The sequence below is a fragment of the Pseudomonas sp. P7759 genome, assembly GCF_013386445.1.
GTDB classification, from domain to species: Bacteria; Pseudomonadota; Gammaproteobacteria; order Pseudomonadales; family Pseudomonadaceae; genus Aquipseudomonas; species Aquipseudomonas azotoformans_A.
Genome location: NZ_JACART010000021.1, coordinates 148,602 through 173,747 on the forward strand (window position 1 = coordinate 148,602; position 25,146 = coordinate 173,747).

At 62.5% G+C, this 25,146-nt stretch carries 19 protein-coding genes; 9 read left to right on the forward strand and 10 right to left on the reverse strand.

What is annotated here, in order from left to right; all coding sequences use genetic code 11:
- Nucleotides 1–44: 44 nt before the first annotated feature.
- The 3 genes from pbpC to HX823_RS18235 form a co-directional block, all read right to left on the reverse strand.
- Complete coding sequence (pbpC, locus tag HX823_RS18225) at nucleotides 45–2,345, reverse strand: penicillin-binding protein 1C (RefSeq protein ID WP_177075839.1); 2,301 nt, start codon at nucleotides 2,343–2,345, stop codon at nucleotides 45–47.
- Entirely contained in the window at nucleotides 2,326–8,130 is a 5,805-nt protein-coding gene (locus HX823_RS18230; protein ID WP_177075841.1) for an MG2 domain-containing protein, read from the reverse strand. Before HX823_RS18230 ends, pbpC begins: the two co-directional genes overlap by 20 nt.
- A 77-nt stretch (nucleotides 8,131–8,207) precedes the next feature.
- On the reverse strand, nucleotides 8,208–8,837 hold the full coding sequence (locus tag HX823_RS18235; RefSeq protein ID WP_177075843.1) for a LysE family translocator: 630 nt from the start codon (nucleotides 8,835–8,837) through the stop codon (nucleotides 8,208–8,210).
- Nucleotides 8,838–8,972: 135 nt separating this feature from the next.
- Between HX823_RS18235 and HX823_RS18240 the strand changes: the two genes are divergently transcribed.
- The gene (locus tag HX823_RS18240) at nucleotides 8,973–9,446 is read left to right on the forward strand and encodes an Lrp/AsnC family transcriptional regulator (RefSeq protein ID WP_025854407.1); all 474 of its coding nucleotides are present in this window, start codon (nucleotides 8,973–8,975) and stop codon (nucleotides 9,444–9,446) included.
- A 21-nt stretch (nucleotides 9,447–9,467) separates the two neighbouring features.
- On the opposite strand, the gene HX823_RS18245 is transcribed toward HX823_RS18240, so the two are convergent.
- From HX823_RS18245 to HX823_RS18270, 6 genes are read right to left on the reverse strand one after another with little or no spacing between them, the layout of a single operon-like run.
- Nucleotides 9,468–10,400, reverse strand: coding sequence for a phosphatidate cytidylyltransferase (locus HX823_RS18245; RefSeq protein ID WP_010207670.1), 933 nt, complete (start codon nucleotides 10,398–10,400; stop codon nucleotides 9,468–9,470).
- 1 nt (nucleotide 10,401) lies between these two features.
- Nucleotides 10,402–11,022 carry a 1-acyl-sn-glycerol-3-phosphate acyltransferase gene (locus HX823_RS18250; RefSeq protein WP_177075845.1) on the reverse strand — a complete coding sequence of 207 codons (621 nt, stop codon included), beginning with the start codon at nucleotides 11,020–11,022 and terminating at the stop codon, nucleotides 10,402–10,404.
- Between the two features lie 9 nt (nucleotides 11,023–11,031).
- Nucleotides 11,032–11,475 carry a hypothetical protein gene (locus HX823_RS18255; RefSeq protein ID WP_033897222.1) on the reverse strand — a complete coding sequence of 148 codons (444 nt, stop codon included), beginning with the start codon at nucleotides 11,473–11,475 and terminating at the stop codon, nucleotides 11,032–11,034.
- Entirely contained in the window at nucleotides 11,465–12,763 is a 1,299-nt protein-coding gene (locus HX823_RS18260; protein WP_177075847.1) for a phosphatase PAP2/dual specificity phosphatase family protein, read from the reverse strand. Before HX823_RS18260 ends, HX823_RS18255 begins: the two co-directional genes overlap by 11 nt.
- Before the next feature lie 2 nt (nucleotides 12,764–12,765).
- Complete coding sequence (locus tag HX823_RS18265; RefSeq protein ID WP_177075849.1) at nucleotides 12,766–14,514, reverse strand: bifunctional alpha/beta hydrolase/class I SAM-dependent methyltransferase; 1,749 nt, start codon at nucleotides 14,512–14,514, stop codon at nucleotides 12,766–12,768.
- An 11-nt stretch (nucleotides 14,515–14,525) separates the two neighbouring features.
- Nucleotides 14,526–15,149 (reverse strand): CDP-alcohol phosphatidyltransferase family protein, encoded by a 624-nt coding sequence (locus HX823_RS18270; RefSeq protein ID WP_177075852.1) that lies wholly within the window; start codon nucleotides 15,147–15,149, stop codon nucleotides 14,526–14,528.
- A gap of 304 nt (nucleotides 15,150–15,453) precedes the next feature.
- Here HX823_RS18270 and hflK (HX823_RS18275) point away from each other — a divergent pair, with 304 nt between their 5' ends.
- The 8 genes from hflK (HX823_RS18275) to cfaB all read left to right on the forward strand — a co-directional run bounded on the left by hflK (HX823_RS18275) (nucleotide 15,454) and on the right by cfaB (nucleotide 24,610).
- Nucleotides 15,454–17,358 (forward strand): protease modulator HflK, encoded by a 1,905-nt coding sequence (hflK, locus tag HX823_RS18275; protein WP_177075854.1) that lies wholly within the window; start codon nucleotides 15,454–15,456, stop codon nucleotides 17,356–17,358.
- A gap of 12 nt (nucleotides 17,359–17,370) precedes the next feature.
- A complete protein-coding gene (gene hflC / locus HX823_RS18280) occupies nucleotides 17,371–18,360 on the forward strand; it encodes a protease modulator HflC (protein WP_371317969.1) in 990 nt (329 codons plus the stop codon).
- Nucleotides 18,357–19,391 (forward strand): protease modulator HflK, encoded by a 1,035-nt coding sequence (hflK, locus tag HX823_RS18285; RefSeq protein ID WP_177075856.1) that lies wholly within the window; start codon nucleotides 18,357–18,359, stop codon nucleotides 19,389–19,391. The genes hflC and hflK (HX823_RS18285) overlap by 4 nt, the downstream gene beginning before the upstream one ends.
- On the forward strand, nucleotides 19,388–21,274 hold the full coding sequence (locus HX823_RS18290; protein ID WP_028618562.1) for a cation-translocating P-type ATPase: 1,887 nt from the start codon (nucleotides 19,388–19,390) through the stop codon (nucleotides 21,272–21,274). The genes hflK (HX823_RS18285) and HX823_RS18290 overlap by 4 nt, the downstream gene beginning before the upstream one ends.
- A gap of 116 nt (nucleotides 21,275–21,390) precedes the next feature.
- Nucleotides 21,391–21,645, forward strand: a complete 255-nt coding sequence (locus HX823_RS18295) for a membrane protein (protein ID WP_038845436.1) — start codon at nucleotides 21,391–21,393, stop codon at nucleotides 21,643–21,645.
- A 65-nt stretch (nucleotides 21,646–21,710) separates the two neighbouring features.
- The gene (locus tag HX823_RS18300; protein WP_177075858.1) at nucleotides 21,711–22,556 is read left to right on the forward strand and encodes a DUF692 domain-containing protein; all 846 of its coding nucleotides are present in this window, start codon (nucleotides 21,711–21,713) and stop codon (nucleotides 22,554–22,556) included.
- Nucleotides 22,547–23,335 (forward strand): DNA-binding domain-containing protein, encoded by a 789-nt coding sequence (locus tag HX823_RS18305; protein ID WP_177075860.1) that lies wholly within the window; start codon nucleotides 22,547–22,549, stop codon nucleotides 23,333–23,335. The genes HX823_RS18300 and HX823_RS18305 overlap by 10 nt, the downstream gene beginning before the upstream one ends.
- An 87-nt stretch (nucleotides 23,336–23,422) precedes the next feature.
- Nucleotides 23,423–24,610 carry a C17 cyclopropane fatty acid synthase CfaB gene (gene cfaB, locus HX823_RS18310; RefSeq protein ID WP_177075862.1) on the forward strand — a complete coding sequence of 396 codons (1,188 nt, stop codon included), beginning with the start codon at nucleotides 23,423–23,425 and terminating at the stop codon, nucleotides 24,608–24,610.
- Here cfaB and HX823_RS18315 read toward each other — a convergent pair.
- Nucleotides 24,598–25,032, reverse strand: coding sequence for a hypothetical protein (locus HX823_RS18315; RefSeq protein ID WP_177075864.1), 435 nt, complete (start codon nucleotides 25,030–25,032; stop codon nucleotides 24,598–24,600). The genes cfaB and HX823_RS18315 overlap by 13 nt on opposite strands.
- Nucleotides 25,033–25,146: the final 114 nt, after the last annotated feature.

Here is a 25,146-nt window from a genome sequence, read left to right on the forward strand (position 1 = left end):
CCAAACGGGTGAGCAAGGGCAGTTTCAGCGATGAAGATGCCTGATCAGGGCACAAACTCCACCTTCAACCCTCGACTCGTACTGCGCCCCTGATCATCACTGACCCGCAACCGGTACTCCCCCGACTTGCCCGGTCGCCAGTTCAGTGTGGTTTGCGGCGGGCCCTGGCCGATCAAGGTTTGATCGGCAAACCAGTACAGCGTCGCTGCATCGCTGGCGGCGTTGGCATTCAGCGGGATGCTTTCCTGGGGTTGGGACAGGCGCAATTGATAGCTCACCTGGGTCAGAGGCGAGCGGATCTGCGGGGCTTCGCTCTGGTCACTGAGGCGGTTGGGCTGGCAGTTTTTCATCACGTTGGGCGGCGTACGGCGCGGCAGGCCGGCGGCGCGGTACAGGCGTTGTACGTCGCTGGGCCAGAACTCAAAGACTTCTTCGCGGGTGTATTGCGCATCGAACGGCGGGCAGGCGGCTTTGCCAGTGCGGGTGTCGATCAGCACCGGGCGGTGCAGGTTGGACACGCGAATTGGCGATACGCCGGGGATGTACCAGGTCTTGCGGGTTTGCGGGCACCAGCGGTTGGGTAACTCGCCGGACGCGGCGCAGACATCGATGCGCACCAGCCCTACGGGCGCTTTGTCAGCCTTGATGACCACGTTGGGCAACGCCAGGGGCAGGGCGTCTGCGATGCGAAAGAATAAGGGCGCGGCAGTCTTGGCACCGATAAATGCTGGGTTCGGCCGGCCATCGAAATTACCCACCCACACCACCAGCACGTAGGGGCCCACCAGTCCTGCACTCCACGCATCATGAAAACCCCAGGAAGTGCCGGTTTTCCAGGCGGTACGCCAGTGGCGTCCGGGCAGACCATCCGGGCGAGGGTTTCGGCGCAGCATATCGCGCACCATGAACGCGGCCTGGGGCGTCAGCAGTGGGACGCCGGTGGTCTGGGGCTGTTCCTGCAAGTAGCGCAAAGGCCGCAGATGCCCGTCCCCGGCCAACATCACGTACAGACGCGCCAATTCTTCCGGGGTCATTTCACCGCCACCGAGGGCCAGGGCCAGGCCGTAATGGCTTTCGTCATGCAGGCCTTTGATCCCGGCGCGTTGTAATAGTCCATACAGGGAGGGCGACTTGACCTGGCTGGCGAGCCACACCGCCGGGATGTTGCGACTACGGATCAGGGCGTCCCGCGCCGTCAGTGGCCCGACAAAACTACCGTCGAAATTTTCCGGCTGGAAGTAGCCGAAGTTACTCGGCAGGTCCTTGAGGATGCTCATGGGGTGAATCACCCCTTGGTCCAGCGCCAGCCCGTACAGGAACGGCTTGAGTGTCGACCCTGGTGAGCGCCGCGACAGCACGCCATTGACCTGGCCGTGAAGGCTTGTGGATAAGTAGTCCGCCGACCCGACCAATGCCTTGACGCTCTGGTCGCGGCTGTCGATCAGGATCGCCGTGGCGTTTTCCACACCCGTGCTGCGCCGTTCGGCGATGAAGCCGGTGATCAGGCGTTCGAGCAATTTTTGCAGCGGCAGGCTGAGGGTGCTGTTCAGCTCATTGCCGGGCTGGGACGCCAGCAGTTGTTCACTCAAATGCGGCGCCAGGAACGGAATCTGCTGGCGGCTGCGTGCTTCCAGAGGCAAGTCCAACAAGCTGGCGTTGCGCGGGTCTTGTGGATAAGTCTCGCGCCAGTCATCCATCAAGCGCTGTCGCGCCTGTTGCAGCGACGGGCCGAAGCGCGCGCGTCGCCCCGGTTGTTGTGGGATCACCGCCAGCGCCAACGCCTCGGAAAGCGACAACTGCGTCGCCGACTTGCCGAAGTAGATACGGCTGGCCGCCTCGGCACCTTCGATATTGCCGCCCATCGGCGCCAGGTTCAGGTAGGCCTCAAGGATGTCGTGCTTGCTGTAGCGCGCCTCCAGCCACAGCGCCAAGGCCATCTGCTGCAACTTGCCCGGCACTTGGCGGGTGTTCAAGTCCCATAGGCGCCGTGCCAATTGCATGCTCAAGGTCGAGCCACCCTGGCGCTGGCCACCGCTGTAGGTGGCCATGGCCGCGCGCAGTAACGCCGGGGGATTGATCCCCGGGTGCCAGTAGAAATTGCGGTCTTCCTTGAGCAGCAAGGCTTCGACCAATGAAGGAGAAATCCGCTCCAGCGGTAGCCAAAGACGGTATTGCCCGTCATCCGCCAAGGTCATGCGCAGCAGCGAGCCGTCATCGGCCAACACCACACGTGATGACGTGACGGTCTGCTCCAGCGGCGCATGGGGCCACATTCGCAGCCCCACCAGGATCACCGCCGCTGCGAACAGCGGCAGTGTCAGGCGCTTAAGGCTTGGTAATTTCAAGCTGGCCTACTTTGCCGCGCCCTTGCAGCGTGGTTTCGTACATGCCTTCGGCGTAGGCCGGTGGCGTATTGAACGTGCCGGCATTGGTAGCGCGCACGCGGTACACGAAAGTGCCTACGTCACGCAGCGCGGTGCCGTACAACACCACTCGATCATCACGTACGTCCACGTACTCCGGCTGCCAGTTACTCAGTTCGGTTTCGCCGATGGGGGCTTGCCAGCTTTCTTCTTCCTGGCTGTCCTCTTCCACGTACTCGGACTCTTCGCCTTCACCTTCCTCGCTGCTGGCGGCTTCCGGCTCCGGCGGCAAGTTATACACAGGCTCGACGCCACCCGGCAGCAGGTCGACCACGGCCACTTGCTGCACCTGGTCACGGTCGGTCGCGCGCAGACGCAGACGCACCAGGAACTCATCACCTACCACGACCTTGCTCACCGGCTCGCCCTTGAGGTCGAGGTATTCGTGGATGATCTCCAGGCCATTGGTGATCGGCTTGAGCTTGGTGCCCTTGTCGAAACCGGCTTCGCTGAGCATGAAGAACGCCGCCGGGCCGTCGGATTTTTCCATCACCAGCTTCTGCGTCGCACCCGGCACGGCGGCACGGGGTGGCTGACCGGCCATCTCCAGCAATTGCTGCTGCTTGTCCCCCAGCCAGGCCGTGGCCTTGAGGGTCATGTCGCTTTGCGCACGCTGGCCGTAGTTGTCCAGGGCGCGCAGCAGCAGGGCTGCCGACAGCGAGTTGTAACGCTGCTCGTTGAGGCGCTTACCGAGTTTATCCAGCAGCGCTGTAGGCACATCGTCCATCAGCTCTGGGAAATGTCGCGCCAACAGGTGCAGGTGTTCGGCGTCGTGCACCAGCGGGTCGTAGTACAAACCGTCGCTGTCCCACTTATCCACAAGCGAGCGCCAGGGGATTTTGCGGAACAGCGTGTCAGCCTGGCGATCCTGCTTGAGCAGCTTGTAGCTGGCCGCCAGGTAGGCGGCGCCCAAGTCGTTCTGCCAGCTGTCCTTGAAGTAGCCTTCGTAGCGCTCGCGGATATCGCTCAAGGCGCCGCTTACCAGAATCCCCTGACGGCTTAGCAGGTAACTGGCGTAGGCGCGGTTACGCAATTCCGACAGGCCCTCGCTAGGGCCATTGGCCAGGTCGGTCAGGTACGCATTCGAGCGCACCAACAGGTCTTCCGGCACCGGTAGGCCACGCTCCTTGGCTTCGATCAGGAAGTCGGTGGCGTACAGGCTGGCGTACGGCGCCACGTCCGGGTTGGCCGCCCACAAACCAAAGCCGCCGGCCTGGTTCTGGCGCTGGCGCAGCATGCGCACCGCACTGCCGAAGGCCTGTTCGGCCTCAGGTGCGTTGCCGCCCCAGATCAACGCCGGCATGGCCTTGGACACCAGTTGCTCGGTGCAGGCGTAGCCGTAGTCGTCCAGGTAATGCTTGAGGCCGTTGGCCCACACCAGTGGCGAGGCCGCCACGCCCAACTGTACGTCGCGCAGTTGGCTGAACAATTCGCGGGTCGGCTTGAGCTCTTTGCTGGCGCTCTCAAAGCGGCCCAGGCTCAGGGCGACGCGATGTTCGCTCAGTGGGCGGATCGAAGTGGTTTCGGCCACCTGGATGCGTTTGCCATCCGGCAGCACTGCGACAAACCGCAGGTCCGCCGAACCCAGGGTCTCGCCAACCTTGATCTTGAACTCGGCGGTGCCTTCCTTGCGCGGTTGCAGGGACAAGGTGCTGCCCTTGTCGCCCTGTACCTTCAGGCCATCGCTGGTCTGCAGTTCAAACTTCACCTCTGCCGCCGCGTCGAGGTTGCTGAACACCCCGGCGCTGACGTTGAACACATCTCCCGGCGCCACAAAGGCCGGCACGTTGGGCGTGATTACTATCGGGCCGCGGACTTCGGTATTGGCCTCGCTGACGCCCACACTGTCATTGTCCACCGCGACTGCAAACAGGTGCAGCTTGCCGTTGAAGCTGTCCGGCACCTGGTAATGCAGCACGGTTTCGCCAGCGGGCAGGTCGACCAGTCCAGACCACCACGCCACCGGCGGCTGGTGTTTTCGCTTGAACGGGTTGAGGTGATTGGCCAGGGCGCCTTCCGTATCGCCACCGGGCGCTGCCCCACTAAGCAGGCGGCTGAATTCCGGCAGGATCAGGTCAAGGATCTGACTGGTGCCGACCTCCAGCGCACGCTTCTGGAAGAAGAAGCCCAGCGGATCCGGCGTCTGGTAGCGCGCCACTTGCAGGATGCCTTCGTCCACCGCATAAACCACTGCTCGGCCTGGGCGGTCGGCGTTGACCTTGATGTCGAGCATCTGCCCCGGCTCGATCTTCGCCGGGCCTTCAACCTTCAACGCCATGCGCCGCGCATCCAGGTTGATGCTGAAGGGCACCACGCCATAGGACAGCGGGCTCATGTACACCTCGGCCGAGCCCATGTCGCGCACAAACTGCACGTTGACGTAGGCATTGCCCTCAAGCCCCGCCGGCACGCGGATATGTTGCACGCTGTTGGTGCTGTCGGCCTTGAACCATTGCTGGGTGTAGACCTTGTCCCGCTCGATGGTGATCAAGCCGGCACCGGTATACGGCGCGCGAATGCTGATGGCGATTTCATCACTGGTGGCGTAGCTGCGTTTATCCAGGCGCAGTTGCAGCTCGGCATTGCGTTCCAGCGAGCGCGACGTGTTGCCACGCCCTGCCACGCTGTAGTCGATCTGGTTGAGCAGGTTGCCGTTGGCGTCTTTCAATTGCAGGGTGAAGTCACCCGGTGTGCCGGTGTTCAGGGCCTGCTTGGCGCCTTCCTGGGTCATCACCAGCGGTGAGGCCGGCTGGCTGATGTTCTTGATACGCGACTCGTACTTGTAGGTGCCGTTGGATTGTTTCACCAGCACCGACACATAACGGTGCTCGACCACCTCAGTGGTCAGGCCGTCCACCGCCAGCGGCGAAAGGTCCGGCGCGACGGCCAGCCATTGCACTTGGCGCGGCGCATCCTTGGCGACGTACGACAGCGAGTCCTGACTTTTCACACCCACAAGGTAGGGCGCGGACGACACCAGCAAGGCGCTTTGCGCCGCTACATTGCGACCGCCTTCGGCTTCGAACACCTGGCTCATCACCTGCAGGCGATAGGTGCTGTTGGCGAAGCGTTGCAGGTTGAGGTCGAGCACGGCCTGGCCGTTATCGTCGACGGTGGTTTCGGCCAGGTCTTCCGTGGTGGCGTCTTCCAGGGAGTCGTTGAGGCGGAAACGGTAATCCGGGTAACGATCAAACGCCGCGAGCGTCGGGCTCAGGGACATTTTGGCGGTCACGCGACGGCCGGACGCCGGGGCGCCAAACAGATGCATCGCGGTGACCTTGGCCACCACCTGGTCCGGTGGGATCCAGCCCTGCACAGGCGTGTCGTGCAGGCTCAGGCTGACCTTCATGCGGTCCGGCTCGAAGTCGCGAACCTTGAAGCTCACGCTGCCCAGGTCGGTGCGGGTCTGCTTCTGGCCGATCAGCTGTAAGGTCGCGGTGTATTCTCCGGCGGGGGCGACTTCGCTGCTGGGGAAATCAAAGGTTTCAAAACCGCTGGCGGACAGCTTCAACGGCTGGCGAATCACTTCCAGGCCACGGGGGTCGGTGATTTGCAGTTCCACCGGCAGGCCCAGCAAGGCGCCTTTCCAGTTGCCGCTGCGCACGATCATGCCCAGGTGCGCGGTTTCGCCAGGACGGTACAGGCCGCGATCGGTAAACAGGTAGGCGCTGAGGCGATCGATCGCACCGTCTTCTTCCAAACCGCCTACATCGAAGCGCGACAGATCCAGTTGCTGGGACTGACGGGCGATCGGCAAAAACGACTGGTCATTGCCGCGAGTGACCACATACATCAGCGGCGTTTTCTCACGGCGCAACTCATCCAGCTTGGCGAAGTGCGCGTGGCCTTCGGCATCGGTGCGGCCGCTGCTCACCGGCAGACCGTTACGCCCAATGATGTCGACTTGCGCGTCGGACACCGGCGAACCGTTGCCGATGGACTGCACATACACGTCATGGCTGCCATCGCTGGAGCGCTTGGCGATGATGCCCAGGTCTGTCACCACGATAAAACGCAGGTCGCTGGTGCTGCTGCGGTCGTACTCGAAAGTGCGTTGGGCCGGGTCATCCTGCGGGCTCAGCTTGAGCACGAAAATGCCGCGCCGGCCGCCATTGGCGGTGAGGTAGTGGCTGAGGTCCACGTTGTCGTAGACGGTTTTCGCCGGGTCATTGGATGACAGCGGGATATCCAGCGACTGACGCTCGACCATGCGATCGAAATATTCGTTGCCGAAGTTCGGCCGGGCAAAGCTGCCGCTGCTTTGGTCCACCAGGTGTTGCAACTGGTTGGGCAGCAGGCGGGCGATTTCCACATGGGCGCCAGGCACACCGCGAGCCATGAAGCCCAGGCGTTTTTCGCCATTGAGGCTGAGCAAGGCGCCGTCAGACAGGAACTGCAAGGTGCGTGGGTAAGCCGGCATGCTGATCAGTGAAGCCGTAGGATTCTTCGCCAGGTAGCCGCCGATGGCTTCCAGGTTGGCGGGGACGCGCACGTACACCGCGCGCCCGGCCGGGGCCTTGAATTTGAAGGCGTGCAGGGTATTCAGCGGTTCGACGCTGGGCACATGGGTCAGGTTGAGCCTGGTGCTGCGGGCGAGCAGGACGTCGTCGATGTCGTTGCTGCTGTAGGGGCGCGTGTCGTCCTGGGCTTTTTCCGGCAACAACCAGGCCTGGACCTTACCGGCGATGGTCTCGTCGGCGACAGCGCTGGAACTGCTGAACATTAACACCGGCTCTGGTTCACCCCGTGCGTTGTCGACAAAACTCACTTCGGCGCCGGTGAAGGTCAGGCGATAGCGGCCGGGCACGGTGACTTCCGACACCAGCGGCGCGGTGCTGGCGTTGCCACCGTCGCGGGCCTTGATGCCTTCGTCGAGCTTGGCGCTGACCGGCGTGCTTTCCAGTGGCGTGGCCAGGGCGGCGGAGCGCACGTACGCGTTGAGTTTTTTCTCGTCGAAGGTGATTTCCGGGCGGTTGGGCAACTGGGCGTCGCGGTAGGCCAGGCCTTTACCTAGGGTTACCGTGACGCGCTTGCGTAGGTTGTCTTCATCCACCGGGTGGGAAAAATGGAAGGTCGCCACCAGCTGTTTCAGCGTCGGGTTGGACGGGTCCTGGTACAGCTCGTTTTGCGCCAGGGTGGCGCGGAACGGTTGGGTGGAAAACTGCGTGCTGTACTGGTCGAGCAACACGCCGTCGGCGAGCAGGTTTTTCTTCGCCATGTCCAGGGTGTAATGGGCGTCGATGGGCCAGTCTTTTTCCGGCACGAACAACAGGCTGCGGTCATCCGCCCAGCGCCAGGTGCCCGCCACCGCAGGTTTGAGGGTAATACCCTCGGTGACCGGTTTGCCGATGGCCGACAATGGAGCCACGGATTCGCCAAAGCGCACCTGCAAGTTATCCACAACCGGCGTTTGCTGGGTGTAGTCGGTAAGGTTGGGTTTGTGCAGCGAGTAGCTCGCGGTATGCGGCTGTGGCAGGTTGGAGTACCAATGCCAGCCGTAGAAACCGGCGGCGGCCAGCAATACCAGGCCCACTAAGCCGGCACCGGTTTGACGCGGATAAGCGCGCGCCTTGCTGCCCAGGTTCGCCAGCCCACGCCCGACTGCACGCAGCCAGAGCGGCGGATGCCACTGACCAAAGACGGCCCCCACCACAGTCAACAACGCACCGACAATACGGCGGCTGATCGCTTTGAACGAATCGAACATGGTGAGCATCCCTGGCTAAGTGCGGCGTATCTTACACGCGTCTTTGATACAAAAGATGACGCCGATACGCTGCACCGCTAGGCGTGTTGCACAAAAGTGAGACGCACCGCAAAACCGATCAAAAGACTGCCGAATAGCCATTGCTGCACACGCTGCGCCGAGCGATTGCGTGCCAGCCACTGGCCAATGCGCGCGCCGGCCAGGGCATAGCAACAGTCGAAGGCGAAACCGACCGCGACCAGGATCACCCCCAGCAGCGCGAATTGCGCCGCCACGGGGCCGGCTTGCGGGTCGATGAATTGCGGCAGCAGTACCGAACAGAACAGCAGCGCCTTGGGATTGAGCAGATTGGTCAGCAAGCCGCGTTGCAGCGCGGCACGCCAGGCACGTGTTGTCAGCGTGGCGTTGGCCGTATCGAGCGTCGGTAGCATATTTGCCCGCAGGCACTGCACCCCCAGCCACAACAGATAGGCCGCACCACCCAGCCGCACTGCATCAAAGGTCCAGGGCGCCACCTTGAACAAGGTCGCCAAGCCCATGCCCGCCAGGGCCACATGGCAGGCGCGGGCCAGTCCCAGGCCAATCGCCGTGGTCAGCGCCAAGGCCCTGCCCTGGCGCGCGCCGGTCTGCAGCAGCAGGATCATGTCCGGCCCTGGCAGCAGATACGCCACCGAAAGAGCCACCAGAAACAACCAGAGTTCCGCCATGTTCCACCCCCTTGTGTGTCGGCCAATTCTAGGGCCGAAGGGCGGGGCAGGTGCTTGCGTAGTCAGCCAGAAAAGCGTCTAGTCTTGGCACTATCTGCCACTTATTGCTCTATAAGCCATCCACTTATGCCAAATCTGAAACTCGATGCTTTTGACCGCAAGATTCTCGAAGCCCTGCAACGCGACGGCCGCCTGAGCAATGTGCAGCTGGCGGACGAAATTGGGCTGTCTGCCTCACCCTGCCTGCGGCGCGTGCGCCTGCTGGAAGAAGCCGGCGTGATTCGCGGCTACCAGGCCACGCTGGATCGCGATGAAGTGGGCCTGGGGATGATGGTGTTCGTGGGCGTGAAAGTGGAGCGGCATAACGACACCGAGGCCAACGCCTTTCGCGAGGCAGTGACGGCGCTGCCAGAGGTGATCTCGGCGTTCCTGGTGTCGGGGGAGTCTGACTTTCTGTTGCAGGTGGTGGTGCCGGATTTGCGCGGCTATGAGCGGTTCGTCACGGGTAGTTTGCTGAAGCTGCCGGGGGTGAGGGATATCCGCAGCAACTTCGCGATCCAGACCGTGAAAACCCCAGGGGCGTTGCCGCTGGGGCATTTGCCGGGTTAATGACTGTAGGAGCCGGCTTGTTCAGGTCCACCAATACCGCACAAGATGAAAGAAAATCGGCGCCGCAAAGCACACCGAATCCAACCGATCCAGCATCCCGCCGTGCCCTTCGATCATATGGCCCCAATCCTTCACGCCGCGATCGCGTTTGATCGCCGACATGACGATGCCGCCGGCAAACCCGAGCAGGTTGATCAGCAGTGCAATCAAGAACGACTGCCACGGGTTGAACGGCGTGGTCCACCACAGCGCCGCGCCGATCAGGGATGAGAGCAGGATGCCGCCGACAAAGCCTTCCACGGTTTTCGACGGTGACAGGTTCGGCGCGATCTTGTGCTTGCCGAACAATTTCCCACACACGTACTGCAAGACGTCCGACAGTTGCACCACGATCACCAGGTAGGCAATCAGCAGCAGGTTGCGGCCTTCGTAGCCGGGGATGTCGAGGGTGAGCAGGGCGGGCACGAAGGATACGCAGAACACTGCGATCATCAGGCCCCACTGCACTTTCGACGCGCGTTCCAGGAAGTGCGTGCTGTCGCCACCCAGGGAGGCAAGGATCGGCAGCAGCAGGAATACGTACACCGGGATGAAGATCGAGAACAGCCCGTACCAGTCCGAGTAAATCAGCAGGTATTGCAGCGGCAGCGCCAGGTAGAACGCGGCCACCAGCGCCGGGTAGTCGCTGCGGCGGGTGGGTGTGAGGGTGAGGAATTCGCGCAGGGCGTAGAACGACACCGCGTAGAACAGCAGGATCACCGCACCGGTGCCGAGCCAGAAGGCGATGCCGATGACCACCACCATGACCCACCAGGCGTTGATGCGCGCATTGAGGTTGTCGATGACGGCATTGGGGCTGCCACGGGTGCGCAGCTTGAGGATCAGGCCGATCAGCGAGGCGAGCACCAGGATGGCGCCGATGCCGCCGAACAACATCAGGGTTTGGCTATCCATGTCAGACAGGCTCCGGGGCAAGGGCGAGCAGGGCGTCGCGGGCGCGGGTGAGAAAGGCAGTTTTGTCTTCGCCTTCTTCCAGTTGCAGCGGCGCGCCGAAGCTGGTGGTGCACAGCAGGGGCAGCGGCAGGACGCGGCCCTTGGGCATGACCCGGTTGAGATTGGCGATCCACACCGGGACCAATTCGGCCTGTGGGTAACTTTTCGCCAGGTGATACAAGCCACTTTTGAACGGCAACAGGCCGTCTTCAAGGTTGCGTGTGCCTTCGGGGAAGATGATCAGCGAATCGCCGCTTTCCAGAGCGTTGAGCATGGGTTGCAAAGGGTTATCCACAGGGTCCTTGCGTTCGCGGTCGATCAGCACGCCGTTGAACACGCGGTTGATGATGTAGCGACGCAGGGCGCTGGTATTCCAGTAATCGCTGCCGGCCACCGGGCGCGTGAATTTGCGCAGGTTCTGTGGCAGCGAGGCCCACAGCAACACGAAGTCTCCGTGGCTGCTGTGGTTGGCGAAGTAGATGCGTTGCACCGGCACCGGCGCGCACCCCAGCCACAGGCTGCGGGCGCCGGTGACGGTGCGGGCCATGGAGGTAATCAGCGTGGCGATCACGGGTTCGAACATGGGGATTCCTTATCCGGCGAAAGGCAGCCAAGGGCTGGCGAGGATCACGCCCAGGGTCAGCAGCGCTTGCGCGCCCAGCAGCCAGGCTTGTTTGCGCAACAGTTTGAGCGCGCCACGACGGCGCTCGGTCCAGGGCCGGCCAATGCGCTTGGCCGATTGCAGGCCAAGGGTTTGCAAAGCCTGGTCGAGGTCCGGGGTGCGGTCGATGTCCCGGGCCAGCAGCGCGAACAGGTCGGCGTCGAAGGCCACGCGCAGCGCCCAGTACTTTTGCAGCAGCCCGAGGATGATCATCCACAGGCTTAGCAGCAGGCAGATCGGCGCAATACTCGCCATCAGCAGTTGAGCCAGGCCGAACAGTACGCCAACCAGGGTCAGCCCTGTGGATAACTGATCCAGCGAGCGACCACGACGCAACAAGCTGGCGACAACCTGCAGTTCCATATCAGCGGGCATGGGGTAAACCCTCCAAAGCTTCACGGTGTGCGGGGTGCAGGACCACATCGGCCCGCGCTGTACGAATGATAGTCAGCGCATCCTCTATCGTCGCGGCGCGCCCGGTGTGCAGTAGCCAGGCCGCGACGGCGGTGGCGCTGCGCGAATAGCCGAGGGCGCAGCAGACCAGCAAAGGGCCGCTAGTGCGCAAGCGTTCGATGGCTTGCGCGGCTTGCAGGCATTCGGCGGGACTCGGGGCAATCAGGTCCAGCACGGGAATGGCGTGGTAAGCGCGGCCCTGTGGATTAATCGGCAATTCGGCACAGAGATCGACGATGGCCTTGAAGGGTTCTTGCTCACTTGTTGTAGGAATACGCCCGAGCCACACGTTATCCACAATCAGGTCAGGTTGTGGATGCTTGCGTGTCCACAGGCGTGAGTTGATCCATGCGGCGGCAAGATAAGGGGCATACAGCCAACGCGCGGCGGGTGTCAGTTGGCCGTCCGCGCGTTTCTGGAAGCCCGCAGCGCCGAGCACGAAGTAATTGGCCTTGATCAAGGCGAGGGAAACCGCTGGCCAAAGTATCCACAACCCGCCACCGCCCAGTACAAACGCAAGAATCGCCAACAGCAACGCGCCAAGGCCATACCGCACCCCCAACCGCCAGCGCTTGGGATCCCGCGTCAGCCGTGCATTCAACAACGGGCTCGGATGTTCCACCGGCCACAACCACACACACAGCCACCCGGCGAGGGCGCCTGTGGGTAAGTCGATAAAGTGATGTTGATAAGTGGTCAGTACCGAAATGCCGATCAGCGCGAACCAGCCATGCACCAGCCAGCGCCAGAATCCCTGGGTATGGCGTTGGTACATGACCCACAGGATCACCAGCAACGCGATATGCAGGGACGGCGCCTGGTTGAACGGCTTGTCGAACCCCGCCAGCACCGCAAACAGCCAGCCAAATACGCCGTCCAACTCCGGCCGTTCGAAGGTGAAGCGCAGCGGCCAGATCAGGAAGCAGCTCACGGCGATCACCTGGGCACTCAGCAAACGCAGCGCATGTTGCTTCAGTTCATGCCGGGTGTTGGGCAGCAGCAGGGAAAACCCGTAGAGCAGGTCGATGGACCAGTAGGGCACGATGGTCCAGGCCCAGAACGGCATATGGGTTTCCCAGCTGAACACCAGCGTGCCGACGTCGCTGCGCTGGCTGGTGACCCAGGTGGCAAAGCCGTAGGTGCTGAAAAACAGCGGCGCCAACAGCAGCAGCCACAGGACTGCGGGTTTCAATAAGCCGGGTTCGCGCATGCTCAGATCTTCTGTGCCAGGGACACGGTGAAAATGCCCCACTCATCCACTCGCTGGGTGATCTTGCGGAAACCGGCGGCTTCTACCAGTTGGTCCATTTCCGCCTGGCTGCGGCGGCGCATCACCCAGGCCTGGCCCTGGCGGTGACTGGTCAGCGCACGGGCGATCAGCTCCAGTTGCGGGTGCCATGGCTGGCCGGTGTAGACCAGATAGCCGCCGGGCTCTACGGCCTCAGCGAGGCCCGCCAGCGAGCCGCCGACCATGCCGTTATCGGCAAACAGCTCATACAGCCCGGACACCACCGCCAGCGTTGGCTTGGGTTCCAGCGCGGCCAGATCCAGACGGTCGAATGCATCACCTTTGACGAACTGCGCAATGTCCCCCAGGCCTTTCTCGCGAATCAGCGCACCCCCGTCGCGCACGTTGATGTCGCTATAGTCGCGCAGCAGGATCGATTCCGGCAGCGGCGACACGCCCTGCAAGGCTTCGAGGATGTAGCGGCCATGACCGGCGGCGATATCCACGATACGCACTTCGCGATCTTCTCCACGCAACTTGGCCATCGCCAGGCGCAGGAGTTCCTCCACATTCAGCTTGCGCTGGCGAATGCCGCGCCAGCCGATGGAGTTGAGGTAGTTGGTGTCGATCATCCGTCCCAGCCCGCCCTTGCCGGTGGGCGTGTTGCGGTACACGTAATCGAGGGTGCTACCGGAGTCGAAACCGGTGTCGAAGCCCAGCTTCACGCCGTCCGACAGGTTCTTGCCCAGGCCCATGCTGGCGCGGGTCATGCGCCAGTACAGGTCGCGCAAAGAGTTGCGCGGTAGCGGCGCAGCGAGGGCTTCGGACTCGGCGCAAGTAGCGCCCAGCTTGTCGGCATCCAGCAGCGAGGCGCGGTCCAGCGGGTGTTCGAAGTTCTGCAGGATGAAACGCCGGGCGCTGCTTACAGCGGAGGCGCGGTCACGTTCGCCCAGGGTGTCGTGGAAGAAACCGGGGAGAATGTGCAGCTCTTTTTTCAGGCTGCCGAGGCGGTCGAAAAATTGCTGTTGGGGTTTGCGGTGCACCACGAAGTCGGAACCCGAGACCAGCAATTGGGTCGGCACCTGGATCGCCTGGGCATCGGCGACAACCCGGTCGGCCGCTTCGTACAGGCCGAGCAGCACATTCACCGAAATGGCCTTGGTGATCAGCGGATCGCTGTCGTAGGAGGCGACGCGCTCCGGGTCATGGCTGAGGAACTTGGCCTTGACGTAACTGTTGACGAAAAAGTTGCCACGCAACTTGCGCATCAACGCCAGGCCCGGTCGCGCGAATGGCACGTAGAGCTTGACCTTGAACGCCGGGGAGGCGAGCACCAGCGCGCGAATCTTCGGCGCGTAGTCATGCACCCACGTCGCAGCAATCACCGCGCCGACGCTTTGCGCAATGACGGCGAAGTTGTCTTCCTCGATGCCATAGGTGGCGCCGATGTGGTCGCAGAAGGTCTGCACATCACGGGCGCTGGTGGCGAAGCTGGGACTGTCACCGCGCTCGCCGGGGGATTGGCCGTGGCCACGGGCGTCCCAGGCGAAGAAATCAAACTGCGGCAGGTTCAGCTCATCCACCAGGTGGGCGATACGCCCCGAATGCTCATGGCCGCGATGGAACAACACGATTGCCTTGCGCGGCCCGGTCGTTTGCGTGGCCGGCCAGTGCCGGTAGAAAAGCTCGACGCCGTCGTGGGTACTGAAGGTGTGCTGTTGCTGTTCGCGCATCGCAAAAATCCTTATGCAATCGGTGAGGTTTCTTGTTGTTCTTTGAGGCCCTGACGCACGCGGTTGACCAAGGTGTAGGCGAGCAGGGCGGCCACCAGCCACATCACCGCGTCGACCCAACCCGCGCCCAGCCAGCCCAGAGCGACGCCGGTGGCCAGTACCCCGAGTACAAACGCGCGATCGCTTTTGCCCATCGGCCCGTCATAGCGCCGCGATGCGCCCACCATCGGCCCCAGCACGCCGGCGTATTCGCTGAACACCGCCAGCAACGCCACCAGCAGCACCGGCGCCAGGCTCACGCCTTGGATCAGCGCAAACGGCAGGATCAGCGCACTGTCGGCGATTACATCGCACAGTTCATTCAGGTAGGCGCCCAGGCGTGACTGCTGGCCGAATTCACGGGCAAGCATGCCGTCGATGGCGTTGAGGGCCATGCGCAGGATCATCCACAGCGGGATCAGCGCAAACAGCCACAGGTGTTGGGCGAAGCTGGCAATCAACAGGCCGACCAGCAAGGAAATCACGCCGGCCAGCACGGTGATTTGGTTGGCGGTGGTGCCATTGTCATAGAGGCGCTGCACAAGCGGGCGCAGCAAGTTTTGAAAACGCGGCTTGAGCTGATAGATCGAAATCATGGGGAGTGACGCTTCCTTGTCCGTGGACCCGCGAAAAACTGTTCTGGAGTGTGCCCGATTCATCGTGGCCTGCACCAGTGATGGCGCGTGTTTCTGGGGGGTTAGTCACGATATCGAACGCGCTGAAGAACAAATGTGGGAGCGGGCTTGCTCGCGAAAGCGTTGGATCAGCCAACTATCAAATGACTGACACTCTGCATTCGCGAGCAAGCCCGCTCCCACAGGGGATTTGCGTTGTATTCGAACAAAAATTTCACGCTCCGTGTTATATCGTAACGAATTGTGTGCATGTGGACATAAGTGGATGCAAGTGGATCTGGAAGCTGACGGCGCTTCGGTGGAAGGCCTTCCGCGTTTTCAACAGGGGCTGTTCCATGCCCGCCGATTGCGCCAGGCCGGTATCAGCCTGACGGTGTTGGCCGTTGCCGGCTGGGTGCTGGCGCTGTTTGTCGCGTTGTTTGCGCCGCTGTCGATCTGGCCGGTGGTGTTGATCAACTGTGCGTCGGCGTTGTTGTTGTTGGTGGCCGGCTTGCAATCGGCGTGGTGGGTGGCGGATTGGCGTGCGCAGGCGTTGGAAGAACCATCGGTTGATGTGCCGGTTGAAGACGCAAGCCGCTACGCGCGCCTCCTGGAGCGCTTTGGCAAGCAGATCGGTGCGCCAGTGTTGTGGCTCGGCGGCTGGTCGTTGCTGGCACTGGTCAGCATTGTCGAGTTCTGGAACCTGGCGCTGCCCGCCGCAGCGGTCGGTCAATCGGCAAGCATCGGCGCCGCGCTGGCGTTGGGGTTGGCGTTTGGTGTGCTGGTGTTTGAACGCCGCCTTGCCCAGGAGACCACAGCGCAATGGCCGGAAGCCTCGCAACTGGGGCAGTTGAGCCGGGTTGCGATTATTTGCCTGGTGGTCAGTGCGGTGTGCCTGCTGTTTGCCGGGGCCAACGCCGTCTGGCCGCTGAGGTTGGCCGTATTGATCGGCGTGCTGCCGGCGCTCGTCTCGCTGGAGTTTCTATTAAGAGCTGTGTTGTCGCTGTTCAGCCCACGTCAGCCCCACGTGGAACCGCGTTTGATGGCGCAAAGCTTTATCGCCGGATTGTTACGCTGGCCGCCGCAGCCCTTACTCGCGCTGCAACATGAATTGCACAACCGCTTTGGCATCGACCTGCGCCAGATCTGGGCATTTACCTACATGCGTCGGGCGTTCCTGCCGGTGTTGCTGGTGGTGCTGGCGGTAGGCTGGGCGCTTACTGGCGTGCACGAAGTGCCCCTGCAAGGCCGTGGGATCTATGAACGTTTCGGTAAGCCGGTGCAGGTCTTCGGCCCTGGCTTGCATGCGGGATTGCCGTGGCCACTGGGCCGCGTGATCAGTGTGGAAAACGGCGTAGTGCATGAGCTGGCCACCAGCGTCAGCGAAGCCGCCACACCGGAGCTGGCGCCTGCCGAAGGCCCGGCGCCGCTGATTGCCAACCGCTTGTGGGACGCCAGCCATGTGAATGACAAGTCCCAGGTGATCGCCAGCAGCAGCGGCGACAAACAGAGCTTCCAGATCGTCAATATGGATGTGCGGTTCGTCTACCGCATCGGCCTCACCGACCAGGCCGCGCTCGCCGCCACCTATAACAGCGCGGACGTGCCGACCCTGATCCGCAGCACCGCCAGCCGCATCCTTGTGCATGATTTTGCCTCGCGTACCCTCGACGAATTGCTCGGTGAACAACGCACGAGCCTGGCCGACGAAATCGGCCGCGCCGTGCAGGCCGACCTGCAAACACTCGACAGCGGCGTAGAAATTCTCGCCACGGTGGTGGAGGCGATCCATCCACCGGCCGGCGCCGCCAACGCTTACCACGGTGTGCAGGCTGCGCAGATCGGTGCCCAGGCTCTGATTTCTCGCGAACGCGGTGCGGCCAGTGAGCAAACCAACCAGGCGTTGCTGCAAGCCAGCACCGCCCGCGATCAGGCCACAGCCACTGCCCGTGAAGTGAACGCGGGCGCCCAGGCGGCCAACCTGCGTTTTGCCGCCGAACAAAAGGCCTATGCCACGGCCGGCCAGGCGTTCGTTTTGGAACAGTACCTCGGCCAACTCAGCCAGGGCCTGGCCCACGCCAAGCTGCTGATTCTGGATCATCGCCTGGGTGCCGACGGCGCGCCGACGATCGATCTGCGTTCTTTTACCTTGCCGGCCGATCCTTCTGTGCCGCGTAAAGCCGTTCAATAAGGAGTCTGTCTGTTGAGCGCTCATTCTCACGATCACGGTCATCATCACGGCCATCACCACCACCATCATCACGGTGACGAACAAGCGTCCGGCCCGTTCCCCTGGCGGCGTATGGCCTGGGCGCTGTTGCTGGTGCTGTTTGCGGTCGCTGCCGCCAGCCTGGTGCAGGTGCGTTCCGGCGAGGCCACGGTGATTACCCGTTTCGGTAACCCGTCGCGGGTGTTGTTGGAACCGGGCTTGGGCTGGCGTTGGCCGGCGCCGTTCGAAGCGGCGATCCCGGTGGATTTGCGCCTGCGCACCACCTCCAGTGGTTTGCAGGATGTGGGCACCCGCGATGGCCTGCGGATTATCGTGCAGGCCTATGTGGCCTGGCAGGTGCAGGGCGACGCAGACAACGTGCAGCGTTTCATGCGCGCTGTGCAGAACCAGCCGGATGAAGCGGCGCGGCAGATTCGTACCTTCGTGGGTTCGGCGCTGGAAACCACGGCCGCCAGCTTCGACCTGTCCAGCCTGATCAACACCGATGCCAGCCAGGTGCGCATCGCTGATTTCGAAGCGCAGTTGCGCCAGCAGATTGATCAACAATTGCTCACCACCTACGGCGTGCGTGTGGCCCAGGTCGGCATCGAACGGCTGACCTTGCCGTCGGTCACCCTCACCGCCACCGTCGACCGCATGCGCGCCGAGCGTGAAACCATCGCCACCGAACGCACCGCCGTGGGCAAGCGCGAAGCCGCGCAGATCCGTTCAGCCGCCGAGCGTGATGCGCGCATCGTGCAGGCCGATGCCACGGTGAAGGCTGCCGATATCGAGGCCCAGTCGCGGGTCGAAGCGGCGCAGATCTATGGCCGTGCCTATGCGGGTAATCCACAGCTGTACAACCTGCTGCGCTCTCTGGATACCTTGGGCACTGTGGTCACGCCAGGTACCAAGATCATCCTGCGCACCGACGCGGCACCGTTTCGCGCCTTGGTGGACGGGCCGAAGGACGTCCAGCCATGACGATGCATGACAGCCCGGACAGCCCCTGGATACAGGCCGGGCGCCTGACCTTCCTGGCGTTGTACGCGGTGACGGTATTGGCGGCGTTGGCCTGGGCGTTTTCCAATGTGCGCCAGATCGACCCGCAGAACCGGGCGGTGGTCCTGCATTTTGGCGCCCTCGACCGTATTCAGAATGCCGGGCTGTTGCTGGCGTGGCCGCAGCCGTTCGAGCAGGTGGTGTTGCTACCGGCAGCTGATCGGGTGATCGAACGCCGGGTGGAGAACCTGCTGCGCTCCGACGCGGCGGTTCAGGCCGACCGCGTGGCCAGCTTCGCCACGCCCTTGAGTGATGCGCTGGCGGGTTCCGGTTACCTGCTGACTGGCGATGCCGGCGTGGTGCAACTGGATGTGCGGGTGTTCTACAAAGTCACCGAACCCTATGCCTTTGTGTTGCAAGGCGATCATGTGCTGCCGGCACTGGATCGACTGGTGACGCGCAGCGCCGTGGCCCTCACCGCGGCGCGGGACCTGGACACGATTCTGGTGGCGCGACCTGAACTGATCGGCACCGACAACGGCGCCGCCGAGCGCCGTGAGCGGTTACGTGGCGACTTGGTGCAAGGCATCAATAAACGTCTCACGGAATTGGCTTCTACGGGGTTGGGATTGGGCATCGAAGTCACCCGTGTCGATGTGCAATCGAGCCTGCCGGGCCCGGCAGTCAATGCGTTCAACGCCGTGCTGACCGCCAGCCAGCAAGCCGACAAGGCCGTGGCCAACGCGCGCACCGACGCGGAAAAACTCACCCAGACCGCCACCCAGCAGGCCGACCGCCTGGTGCAAGTCGCCCACGCCCAGGCCAGCGAACGCCTGGCCAATGCCCAGGCGCAAACCGCGACCGTCGCCAGCCTGGCCCAAGTGAAAGACCCGGGCTTGCTGTTGCGCCTGTACCGCGAGCGCGTGCCGAAAATTCTCGGCCAAGCCGGCTCTGTGACCACGGTCGATCCGAAAGACGACTCCCGCTTGATCATCCAGGGAGCCGAACAATGAGCGCACCTATGCTGACCTCCGCCGAACAGCGCAGCGCTGCCCGGCAATTGACCCTGGCCATGCTGGCCTTGGGGTTGCTGGTGCTGGGCCTGGTATGGCGTTGGCTCGCGCCCGACCAGACCGGCGTAAGCCAGTTGCTGCTGGGCGTCGCGTCCTTGCTGGTGGCCGTGCCGGTGATGCGTTCGGCCTGGTACAGCCTGCGGTTTCCGAGTTTGCATGGCATCACCGATCAACTGATCGCCCTGGCCATGCTCGGTGCCTGGGCCACAGGGGATCTGCTGACGGCGGCGTTGCTGCCGATCATCATGATCTTCGGCCATGTGCTGGAAGAGCGCAGCGTGATCGGCTCCCAGGAAGCGATCCATGCCTTGGGCAAGCTGACGCGCAGCCACGCGCGCTTGGTGCAGGCCGACGGCAGCATTGTCGAAGTGGATAACGGCACGCTGAACACCGGCGATGTGGTCGAGGTGCGCGCCGGTGACCGGGTGCCGGCCGATGGCGTGGTGCTGTCGGGCCAGGCGAGCCTGGACACCGCGCCGATTACCGGTGAGTCGGTGCCGTTGGAAGCCAGTGTGGGTGTGCAGGTGTTTGGCGGGGCGATCAACCTGGATGGCTTGCTGCGCCTGCAAGTGACGCGCACGGGCAATGAATCCACCTTGGGCAAAGTCATCGCGCTGATGCAGAACGCCGAGCGCTCCAAGCCGCCGATCACACGCCTGCTGGAACGTTATGCCGGCAGCTATATGGTGCTGGTGTTGTTGCTGGCGGCGGTGACCTGGTTTGTGACCAACGACGCCCAGGCGATGCTCGCGGTGCTGGTGGCGGCGTGCCCGTGTGCGTTGGTGCTGTCGGCGCCGGCCACGGCGATTGCCGGGATAGCAGTCGCGGCGCGGCATGGGATTTTGATTCGCAGCTCGGCGTTTCTGGAAGAGCTGGCGGACCTGACCTCGTTGGTGGTCGACAAGACCGGGACGCTGACATTCGGCACCCTGCGCCTGCAATCCATCGAAACCACCGCGCCGGATCGCCAGGTGCTGCTGAATCTGGCGGCCAGCCTGGGCTCTGCGAGCAGCCATCCGGTCAGCCGGGCGTTGGCGGGGTTGGCAACGCAGGAACAACTGCTGGCGTTGACGGATATCCGTGAGCGTCAGGGGCTGGGCGTCGTGGCGCAGACCGATCAGGGTGAAGCGGCCTTGGGTCGGCCGGAATTGTTCGAGCAACTGGGTATCGTCACCACCGTCGTGCCGAACCACGATGGCCCCATCGCCGGGCTGGCGCTGAATGGGCAGTTCCTCGCCTGGCTGCTACTGGCCGACAGCGTCAAGCCGGAGGCTCGCCAGGCGCTGCAAGAACTGCGTGATCTGGGCCTGGGTCGCCAACTGCTGCTTACCGGCGATCGCCAAAGCGTGGCCAACAGCCTGGCGCTGGAGGTGGGCATCAGCGATGTCGAAGCGCAGGCCTTGCCGGAAGACAAGCTCAACCGCGTGTTGGGTGAAATCGGCAGCGGCTTTCGCCCGATGGTGGTGGGGGATGGCATCAACGATTCCCTGGCGCTCAAGGCCGGTGTGGTCGGTGTGGCCATGGGCGCGGGCGGGGCGGATATTGCCCTGGCGTCGGCGGACGTGGTGCTGATCGGCAGCGACCTGCGGCGCCTGGGCACCTGTGTGCGCTTGAGCCGCCAGTGCCGGCAGACCTTGCAGGTCAACGTGATCATCGGCCTGGGTTGGACCTTGGCCATCGTCGTGTTTGCCGCGTTTGGCTGGTTGGGTGCAGCGGGCGCCATGATTGCAGCGGTGTTGCATAACCTCAGCACCTTGTTGGTACTGGGGAACGCCGGGCGTTTGCTACGCTTCCAGGAGCCCCTTTTAAAGCTCGAAGAATAATTTTCAGAAATATTTGCACACGGCTGTAACGCGGCTGAGGGGCCTCACTCTAGTGGTGTGTCGAGACTGAACAATCCGTTCAGACCGACACCCCTACGATCATGAGGAATACAACAATGAACATCAAATCCGCTGCTGCTGGTGCCGCTCTCGCAATGGCCGCTGCCACTATGTTTGCCGGTGTTGTCACTCAGGCTCAAGCCGCTGACACCGCTGTTCACTGCTATGGCATCAATGCGTGCAAAGGCCAGAACGACTGCAAAACCAAGGACCACGCCTGCAAAGGCCAGGGTTCTTGCAAAGGCCAGGGCTTCAAGGCAGTGGCCAGTGCCGATGCGTGCACCAAGGCTGGCGGCAAAGTCGGCGAATAACCGACCGCCAAGTGCACCCGCAGCGGTCGCCCCCACCGCTGCGGACACTTTCCCAGGAGTGTCTTATGCCTTCCTCTCTTCCGAGCCTTGGTTACGGCCTGGGTTTACGCAGTGAGTACTACCAACAGATCCTTGAACAATCACCGGCGGTGGATTGGTTTGAAGTGATCTCCGAGAATTACCTGGTCCAGGGCGGTAAAGCCTTGTATTACCTGGATGCGATAGCCGAGCGTTATCCCCTGGTGATGCACGGGGTGTCCTTGTCCATCGGCGGGCCCCATGCCCTTGATACCGATTACCTGAAGCAGATCAAACAGCTCGCCGAGCGCATCCAGCCGGCGTGGGTTTCCGATCACCTATGCTGGAGCCGCGGCAGCGCCCACCAGTTGCATGACCTGCTGCCGCTGCCTTACACCGAAGAAAGCCTCTACCACGTGGCCGCCCGTGTGCGCCAAGTGCAGGACGTGCTGCAACGCCCGTTGGTGCTGGAAAACGTCTCCAGTTATGTGCGCTCGAAGGCGGACGAATTCACCGAGTGGGAATTTCTCAATGCCCTGGCCCACCTGTCGGGCTGCCAGCTGTTGCTCGACGTCAACAACGTGTACGTCAGCTCGCGCAATCATGGCTTTGACGCCTGGACGTTTATTCGTAACTTGCCGCCGGAAAGCATCCGCCAGCTGCATCTGGCGGGGCATATGGACTACGGCGACTACGTGGTCGACACCCATGACCATCCGGTGTGTGATCCGGTGTGGGCGCTTTATCAACAGACGCTTGAGCATCTGGGGCCCGTGTCGACGCTACTGGAGCGGGACGACCATTTCCCACCCTTTGAAGAACTGCTCACCGAACTGAGCAAGGCCCGTGAACTGGGCGCGACCGCCCTGGCCAGGAGACAGCTATGCGCCTGACGGATTGGCAACTGGCCTTCGAGCAGCACCTGTTATCCGAAACGCCAGTGGCCAACAGTGGTTTCGCCGCCACGTTGCTGGGCGGGCCGACGCTGGATGTGGACACGGGCCTGGCGATTTACCACAACGCCTATCTCTCTCGGTTGCAGGAAGTGTTACGGCATGACTTCAGCGCCCTCCTTTATTGGCTGGGCGATGACGAGTTTGCCGCGTTGACCGAAGCCTACCTGCGGCGCTACCCCTCGGCCCATTACAGCCTGCGCTGGCTGGGCGAACGTTTCCCGGTTTTTATCCTTGAGCATCTGGTGGCGGAGCAGAGTGCGCCATTGGCGGAGCTGGCGCGATTGGAGTGGGCATTCACCCTGGCATTTGATGCGCCGCAGGGCGAACCGCTGACGCTGGGCGACATGGCGTCGTTGCCGCCAGAGGCGTGGCCGGTGTTGCAGGTTTCCCTGGCGCCGACGGTGCAAGCGCTGCTGTGCCAGTTCAACAGTGTAGCGATCTGGCGCGCCAGCAAGGACGAATCCGACTTCCCCGACAGTCACGCACTCGCCCCGGCGCAGACGTGCCTGGTGTGGCGCCATCAGAATGTCTGCCATTACCGCAGCCTGGAACCCGCCGAGGCCTCTGCCCTGACTGGGATGGCGACCACCGGTTGGAGCTTTGCCGAACTGTGCGCCGAGTTGGCAGTCACTCATGCAGAGGGTGCGCCATTGCAGGCCGTTACGTGGCTGAAGCAGTGGGTCCAGGACGGGTTGCTCGAGCGCCGGGCCCCATAGAGGAGCGCTATCAAATCGATAGCCTCCTACTTTGTCTTCGGATGGTCTAACCTCTCAGCAGACGTCTGAAACAAGGGGGGACTACTCATGCTCGCGCAACTTCCACCGGCCTTACAGAATCTTCAGCTACCGCTGCGTCTTCGACTCTGGGACGGCCATGAATTCAACTTGGGCCCCGAGCCCAGTGTGACCATCGTGGTGAAGGACCCCACGGTCGTGACCAAGCTGACTCATCCAACGCTCGATTCACTGGGCGAAGCCTTCGTCGAGGGCAAATTGGAGCTGGAAGGCTCCATCGCCGAGGTCATCCGGGTGTGTGACGAATTGAGTCACGCCCTGATCGAAGACGACGAGGGGAGTCGTCCGGTGCGCTCGATCCACGACAAGGCCACTGACGCAGCGGCCATTTCCTACCATTACGACCTGTCCAACGAGTTCTACCAGCTGTGGCTGGACCAGGACATGGCGTACTCCTGCGGGTATTTCGAAACCGGCAGCGAATCCATCGACCAAGCCCAACAAGACAAATTCCGCCACCTGTGCCGTAAGTTGCGGCTGCAGCCGGGCGAGTATCTGCTGGATGTCGGCTGTGGTTGGGGTGGGCTGGCGCGGTTTGCCGCGCGGGAGTTCGGGGTCAAAGTGTTTGGCATCACCCTGAGCAAGGAGCAGTTGGCGCTGGCGCGGGAACGGGTGAAAGCCGAAGGCCTGGAAGACCAGGTGGACCTGCAACTGCTTGACTACCGCGACCTGCCGCAAGACGGTCGTTTCGACAAAGTGGTCAGCGTGGGCATGTTCGAACACGTCGGCCACGCCAACCTGGCGGAATACTGCAAGACCCTGTTCGGCGCGGTGCGCGAAGGCGGCCTGGTGATGAACCACGGTATTACCGCCAAGCACACCGATGGTCGCCCTGTGGGGCGCGGCGCGGGTGAGTTTATCGAGCGTTATGTGTTCCCCAACGGCGAACTGCCGCACTTGGCGATGATGACGGCCGAGATCAGCGAAGTCGGGCTGGAAGTGGTCGACGTCGAAAGCCTGCGTCTGCACTACGCGCGCACCCTGGACCATTGGAGCGAGCGCCTGGAAGACAACCTGGAAGCAGCGGCCAAGATGGTACCGGAGCAAGCGTTGCGTATCTGGCGGCTGTACCTGGCCGGTTGTGCGTACGCGTTTGCGCGGGGCTGGATAAATCTGCATCAAATTCTTGCAACCAAGCCCCATGCAGATGGCAGCCATGAACTGCCGTGGACTCGTGATGACCTCTATCGAGGTTGAGGGATGATATCCCAAGTCAACGTCGTTGGGTCCGCGACGGTGTTTTTAGAGCGATTGAAAACACCGTACTGCTTCGGTGCGCTTTGATCGTTTTGTATGTAGAGCTGTTGGGTGAATTCGTTGGTGGCTTGGTTGAAGGTCAGGTCATGGCGAGCGAGGTTTATGCCCCAGTCTGTAGATGGCAGGGAAATAAACGAGATGCCCCAAGTGGGATCGTCCAAGTCACCGACCACCACGAATACTCCCCAATGATGTTCGCCGGGTGAGAGGATCAGGTAAATGCCGTTGTCGTAGAGATAAACCGCGGCTAAATCGAATGGCTTGTCCGGGTATAGCACTTTGTAGCGCAAGTGAAGGATATAGGTAGGGCTGCCGATTTCCACCACTATCGATGGCGCTGTTTTGCTGGTTGCAGTTTTCATGATTTCACCAAGACGGTCCTGTCGGAAGTGACAGGAGTAAGCCTAGAGCAGGGAGAATAGGCAGAAATTCCATTCGTCTAGTCGAGCCTTTTCCCCGGAAAATTGCCGCCCTAA